This window comes from Methylomonas sp. BG-2, assembly GCF_057766305.1.
The window spans coordinates 1-7,432 of record NZ_JBYMAP010000194.1 but is presented as its reverse complement, the minus strand read 5'-3'; the positions used below and the strand labels follow the sequence as shown (position 1 = coordinate 7,432).

General features: G+C 63.8%; 1 protein-coding gene. It reads right to left on the bottom strand.

From position 1 onward, the window contains the following. Positions 1 to 7,364 (bottom strand): two-partner secretion domain-containing protein (locus AC3B8H_RS16160; RefSeq protein WP_488442575.1); only part of this gene is annotated, 7,364 nt, incomplete at its 3' end. Between the last annotated feature and the right edge of the window lie 68 nt (positions 7,365 to 7,432).

Below are 7,432 nucleotides of genomic sequence, written 5' to 3'. Positions count from 1 at the left end.
TCGGCGCCAAAATGCCAATCCTGGCCGTTGGCGTAAGGCAAGGCCAGGTCCCAACCGTTGAATTCGGTCAAGCCGCTCAGCGTGCGCGGATTGGTGCTGCTAGTTCCGGCCCTAAGGAACAAGGTTCTATAGGTCGATGAGTTAGGATTGGCATCGAAGTAATAGCTGCCGGCATTTAACGAACAACTCGTCAGCGTGCAGGGAGAATTCGACGATGTCGGTGAAAAATAGCTGTATTCCTTGATCACCTCGCCATCGGCGTTTAAGCGCCGCAAGGCCTGGACGGCGCCGGCGATACTGTCCAGTTTGGTGCGCCAGACCGTCGTCGAGCCGACCCTGGTCCAAGTTGCTGTCGCCAAATTCTCGGTCAAATTCAGATCCAGACTGCCGCTGCCTTGTACGTCCAACCCAGGCTGTAACGTAAAGCCGCCCAAGCGTCCGTTCAAATCCGCATTGTCGGCCGCGGCGGTCATGAACGCGCGGGTATCGTCGTACCATTGCTTGATTTGGGCGTTGGTGATGGCGTCGGTCGTGTAATGTGCCATCGCCGCGACTTTCAGGCTGGCGGCACCGGCGACGCTGCCGACGGCAATATCGACCGCCGCATCGTCGTCGCCTTTGCGGTTGACGATGACATCGACTTCGCCACCGCCCGCCGCACCGCTCAGATTCAGCGCGGCGCCGGCGGCTATCGCAATGCCTTCCAGACCATCGCCGTCGGCGTCGGTCGAGGTCAACGTGATAGCCCCGCCCGCCTGGCCGGTACCGCTGGAAACCGCGCCGAGTTTGGCGCCGGCCAGTATCGTCAGTGCGTCGCCGGCCGCCAGTTGCAGTTTGCCGGCTTGAGTGCCGCTGACGCTCAGTTCGCCGGCAACCGTCAGCGAACCGCTGTCGGCGGCCAGCGCGATGTTGGCGGCTTGCAGGCTTTGGCCGGCGGTAATGGTCATGTCGCCCAGGCGTTGGCGGATCGCGATATCGCCGTTAAAGCCGCCGCCATGCAATTGCTCGAGCAATGCGGCCCACTGGGCCGGGCTGAGGTTTTGGCTGTCCAGGGCCAAGCCGCCGCCGACCGCGTCTGAGTAGGCAAGGCCCGCCAAGCTGCCGTCCAAGGTCAGCTCACCGTTGGCGACCGCCAGATTCAGATGGCCGGCGTCGCCGCCAAGACGGCTGCCCGAAACATCCAAGCGCGCGCCGTTCAGGATCGCCAGTTGGCCTTGTTCGGCGGTCAGCGAAATATAGCCGCCGCCGGCATAGGCCACCGCATCGGCTAGATTGACGACCCGGCCGGCTGCATCGATGTGACCGCTAACCGTCAGATCGCGGCTGGCGTTTAAGGTCACGCCGCCGGCGGCCAGTTCGATGCGGCCTTGTTGCACGATGTCCCGCGCGTTGGCGGTCAAACGCGCGCCCAGGCCGCCGCTAATCGACGAACCGTTGCCGGCGCTCACCGTCAGGTCGCGGCCGGCCAACTCGATCACGGTGTTGGCGCCGGCGTTGGCAGTCCACACCGGCGCGCTAACCGCCAAGTCGGCGGTCGAGTTGATCGTGGCGGTGCCGTCGCCGATCAGCGCCGTGCCGGCACTCAGCGCGACTTGGCCAAAGCCGGACCAAGCGTATTGGCCTTCGCCCAAGATCAGGCTGTTACGGGCGGACAAATTCAAGCGCATGTCGCCGGCCAGGGTTTGCCCCGCCGCCGGGAGACCGGTTTGGGTCAGGGTGATTGTGTCGGCGACGATGTCGGCGGTTTGGCCGCCGGCTCCCAAACCGCGCAGGTTCGCGGCATTCAGAGTCAAATCTTTCACCGCCAGATGCATCGCGCCGGCAAAGTCGATGGCATCGTAGCTGTTCAACGCGATCCGGTCGGCATTCAGAGCGTTCAAGGTACTGTCGCTGAGATTCAGGCCGGCGGCGGTGCCGTCGCCGCCCAGCGTGATTCGGCTGGAACTCAAGGCCAGATCTCCGCCGTTCATCGCAATCGTGCCGTTGAATGTCACATCTCGACTGCCGTCCAGCAACATGGAACCGACGCTGCTTAATACCGCGCCGGCTTTTATCTCCAACAAGCCGGTCGCGTTACCGAGCCCGCCGGCGGCGCGCTGGATTTGGCTTTGGGCTCCGGCCGAAACCCGCAGCAAGGCGCCGGCACCGCTGCCGTCGGCATTGGCCACGCTCAATTCGGTGTCGGTTCGGCTCAAACGGCCGGACGCTGTCACGCTGGCGTTGGCGCCGACCGTGACCCGGTCGCGCGCGGCCAACAGAATTTCCCGGCCTTGCAGCGCGACCCCGTCGCCGATCGCGACGCTGTCGGCGGCGACGGTCAGTTGGGTAGCATCGGTGTTGCGTTGCCGGCGGCCGCCCAATAACAAACTATCGACGTTCAGCCGATTCAGTTGGTCGGCCAACAAGGTCACGCCGTCGGCCGGAACGGCCGCGCTCAAATCTTGCACGACGCTGAGTTTGTTGGCGCCGATGTCCAGCAGGCCGCCCAAGCCGCCGGCCGCGGCGGTGGCGCTGATGTCGGCGGCCAATGCCAGACGGCCTTGCGCCAACAGGGCCAGATTGCCCGCGTCTTGCGGCAAACCCGCGCCTTTGGCGCCGAAAAATTCGCTGGCGGTGGTTTCATCGAATTCCGAACGGGTGCGGGCAACAGTGCCGGCTTCGACCGCGAAGCCGGACCAGCGGCTGGCGGCGACGCCGGTATGCGCGGTGTAACGGTAGCCGGCGATGACTTGGGTGCCGTCGATCAGACTGCTGGTGGTGCCGGCGGCCATGTCCAAGGTGCCGGTTTGCGGCGTGACCAAAAACGCATTCGGCAACAGCGCGTAATGAGCCGGCAACAACACGTAGTCGCCGGCCGCCAGATAATGGCTATCGCCCGGATTACCCAGGGCCGCGCTCAAATGCAGATTGTCGCCAAAATTGAGTCCCGATTTGGCGAATTCGATGGGATCGTAAGCCGCGAAGTCCGCCAAATACGCCGGCAAAATCGCGTAAGCGCCGCTGGTGTCGAGCACGTCGCGGCTGCCGCCGGCGCCGGCGATGAATTCGAAGGCCGACAAATCGCCGCCGCCGTTCAAATTAACAGCGGCGCCGGCGGCCAGATCGATGTCGGGCCCGGACAACACGATGGACTTGGCGGGGGTTGCGGTTTGGATGTTACTGGCGGTGCCGAGCGGATACAGCCAATCCAGGCCGCCTTGGGTGCGGCCGAACGGGATCACGCTGTCGGCACTGACCGAGGTCACGCTGCCGTCCAACAAGGCCAACGATAGCCCGGCATTCAACGTAATGCTGCCGAACGGTGCCAGCAAGCGGCCTTGGCTCTGGATATGCGCTGCCTCTATCGTTAGCGCGCCGGCCGCCGACAACGGCGTTGCCTGGCTGCCGATGCCGGGCAACACCGTCACCGTGCCGTCGGGATCGACCGCCGCATCGATAGCGATCGTGTAATGGCTGAGGGTAGTCGGGTAGATTTCCCGAGCGCCCAACACCAGATTGCCGGCCAGTCTCAACGCACCCCGCAAATCCGCTTCGGCATTGGGATTGATGCCGGTCATTCGCAGATCGCCGTTGCTGAGCAAATGAGTCTCGGCGAATCCGCCGATCGCGGTGGCGCCGAACAGGTTGATCAGGTTGGCGTTGACGGTCAAACGGTCTTCGCCGGCGGCCGCGTCTTGCGAGCCGGACACGGCTCGGTTCAAGCTCGATCCCAGACTGACCACGTTGGCGGACAGGACGGCCGAACCGCTACCGGCGTGGCTGATCAACGTGACGTCCAGACTCAGGCTTTGTGCGACGGCCAGCGTGACCGGGCCGTCGAAGCGGATTTCGCCGTTACCCAGGTTAGCCAAGGCCAGCCGGTCGGCGCCGCTTTGCGCGATTTGCCGAGCGCTGATATAGGCCCACCCGTTTAATTCGGCCGGTACGACGCCGGCCGCGATCGCAGCCTCGACATCCCTCGATAACCCCTCCATTTCGGCGCCGACCCTGATCACCCGGTCACTGGTCGGAAAATTGGTGAACTCGCCGGCGCCGCGTTTTCGGTTGTCCAAAGCCAAATTGACGGTGCCGCCGGATGCGGTCCCGCCGGCGGCGTTGGTGCCGGTGCCGGCTTGCGCCAGCAATTGGCCTTGCAGGATCAAGCCTTCGGCGGCGGTCAGGCTGATCGTACCGCCGGCCGAGGCCAGCATTTGTTTGGCTCGGCCCTTGGCGTTGACGATGTCCAGCCGCGCCTGAGTGCCGGAGACATCAATCGAACTGCCGGCGGCGGCGGCAATATAACCTCGGGGGGCGGTCAGCGACACCGTGCCGCCGGCTTTCACGTCGCCTTGCGCCAAACCCAAGCCATTGGGCGTCAGCACGCTGGCGCCGGCCGCGTTGAGATGGCCGAGGGCGCCGAGGAAAATGCCCAAATCGGGATCGTAGCCGCTGTCGAAAGTACTGTTGGGGCTGGTCAGGGCGATTTCGATGGCGCCGGCCGGTGCATTCAGCGTACCGTTTATGCGAATGCTGTCGTCCGATGTCAAAGCCAATTGCCCACCCCAATCCGCGCCTATCCAAGCGTTGGCGCCAATCAAGATACCGGCGTCGTCGCTGCCGACGCCGAAACTGGTGCGCCGGGCATGGGTTAAATTGAGGTCAACCGCATGGCGCTGGTCGTCCGGTAACAGCGCCAGATGCGCTAACTCGCTTAACGGCGTGCCGCTGGCGGCTTGCATCGCGTTGCCGTTCAGTTGCCAATTGGTTTGGCGCAATTGCCAGCGGGTCTGGTCGGCGACTTTTAACACGCCGTCCGTCGTCGTCAGCGCGTAAGCGCCGAAATTGGCGTTTTGCAGCCAGCCGCTGCCCAAATACAGGGTGCCGTCGGCTTCAAACGGCTGGCCGCTGCCTTCGGCGATTGCGATGCGACCGGTGCTGATGCTCAACGTGCCGTTTTGCCGCAAGCCGACCGCCGACAGCGTGCCGCCGAGCTGGAACTGGCTTGGTTCGCTTCCGGTGCTGCGGTTTTGCAGCGCGATGTCGCCGCCGATGCCGCCGGTGACTTTATGGGTGGCGGTGATGCGGGCGCCGCCGTTGGCCGCCAAGCGGGCTCCGCCCGCCAACCGCAAGCCGCCGCCGGCCTGCAAGGTAATGTCGCCGCCGTCCAGCCATAGGGTTTGCAAGGTATTGGTCCGGGCGTCCTTGATGTCGTTGATCCAGCGGCCGCTGGTGTCGATACGGCTCGCGGCGCCCAAGGCCAGCTCGCCGTTGAAATCGCCGACCACCGAGGTCAGCGCGACGTTGCCGGCCGGCGCGATCAGGCTGCCCTGAATATCGATAGTTCCGGCCCGGACCGTGAAATCGCCGCCGGCCGCCAGGCTCAAGACCACGCCGGGATCGATGCTAAACCGTCCCAGCGTAATCAGGTTGAAATGGTTAAGGCCGTGGCCGAACAAGGCCGGCGTCAGCGCCAATACCTCGGCGAGGTCTTCGCCGCCGCCGTTCGCCGCGCCGGTAAACGCAAGCGTTTGCAACGCGGTGTTGCTCCAGGCCAAATCAAGGTCCAGCTCGCCGCCGCCGGGCGCGGTGGCCGAATCGCGCTGGTACAAGCCGCTGACGGTGTCGGCGAACACGCTGCCGTCCAGGCGCGCGGCTTGGGTCTGAATCGAAATCGTGCCGGCGTCGCCGCCCTGCCGGTAACCGGCTTCGTAATGCCGGCCGCTGACAATTTGTTGATAGGTTCGGTTGGGGTCGGCCGTGGCCAGGTCGAACAAACGGCCGTTGGACAGCAGTTGCGTGGTATTCAGGTAACCGCCCAGGTAACTCAGGTAACCGCCGGAAATATCCAGCTTGGCGCCGGCCTGGACGATCAAATCGCCTTCCGATTGCAAATTGATCGTGCCGGCGCCGATGCTGCGTTCGAACACCGAGTGCGGCTGCTTGGCGATGGCGCCGGAGGCGTCGGCCAGCGTGGTGCCTTCGCGAACATCCACCTGGACCTTTTTGCCGTGCAAGATACCGTCTTTCTGCAACGGCGCGTCGCGCAACTCGTAATTGCGCAATTCCAGATCGACGATATTGCTGCTCATCGCCAATTCGACGTTTTTAACCCCGGACACGTCGATTTTACTGCCTTGCTCCAGCACGATCCGGCTAGCGTTGCCGGCGATATTCTGGGTCAGCGGGGCGTCGGGAAGGGCGCTGGCGGTTAAATTCACGTCGCCGGCGTGGGCGACAATTTGCGCGCCGTTCTGCAAACGGATAGCCCCGGCTTCGATATCGACGCGCGAGCGCGGTTGCGCTTGCTCGTTCACGGCGTTACCGCCGCTGGCGTCGAGCGCCACTTCGGTCGAACTGCCGCCGGCCAATACCACGCTGGCTTGCCGGCCCAAGCCGTCCTCGCCGGCTTGAGCTCTAGTCGTGGTTTTGGGTTTCAGGCGGTAGCCATCGCCCGTAGTCGATTTGTCCAATTGGGCGCCATCCCTGGCCAATAAACGCACGCTGCCGTTCAAAGCCACCGAGGTGCTGGCCGAAACAACGCCTCGCTGCGACACCGCGAAGCCCAACATCGTGGTGTTGCCGCGCTCGGTCAAAATCTTGCCGACGTTCTCGACACTGCCGCCGGTATCGACCTCGACCAACAAGCCGCGCACATCGCTGGAATCGCTGGCTTGTAAATAGACTTTATCGGTGGCGCCGACCAGCATGACTTGGCCGTCCGGCGCGGTGATGGTCCCATCGTTTTCAACTTCCGGCGCCGCCAGCAATATCCGACCGCTGTTGGCGGCGGCAATCGAAGCGCCGTTCTCGACCAAAATCCGGATTTTCTCGCGCCGACCGTTGCCAAGGTCGCGGTAGACCGCGCCGTCGCCGGTCAACGCCGCGACCGGCTCGGGGTTGGCGCCGCTATTGTCGGGTTCAACGACGTTGGCGATGCCCTGGTCGAAGACATCGTCTTCGATTTTCAGGGTAGTGGCGACCAGCGAGTTAACGTTGACCGAGGCGCCCTTTCCAAACACGAAGCCGTTGGCATTCACCAAGTAAACTTGGCCGTTAGCGTTTAGATTGCCGTAAATCTTGCTGGCGTCGAGCTGGTGAATGTTGTTCAGCGCAATAGAACCGCTGCCGGGCTGGGCAAATTGCACGCTCTTGCCGGCGCCCACGTTAAAGCTCTGCCAATCCAGCACGGTTTTGGCGGTGGTCTGGTTGATCGTCAGTTTTTGGCCGTCCGCGCTGTAACTGGCCGAGGCGTGGCCCACGTCGATAGTGGGATGCAAGGCCGGATTTGCCAGCTCGGCGACATTTGAACCGGGCGCGGCACCGGCGCCGACCGCGACCGGCAAGCCAGCGTCGGCCAACAATTCGCCGCCGGCGCCGGCCAGCAAGCTACCCGCTAGAATTCGCCGAATGCAAACCGTGAGTGGAACCTGTTTAGAGCTGAACGGAGAGCGTG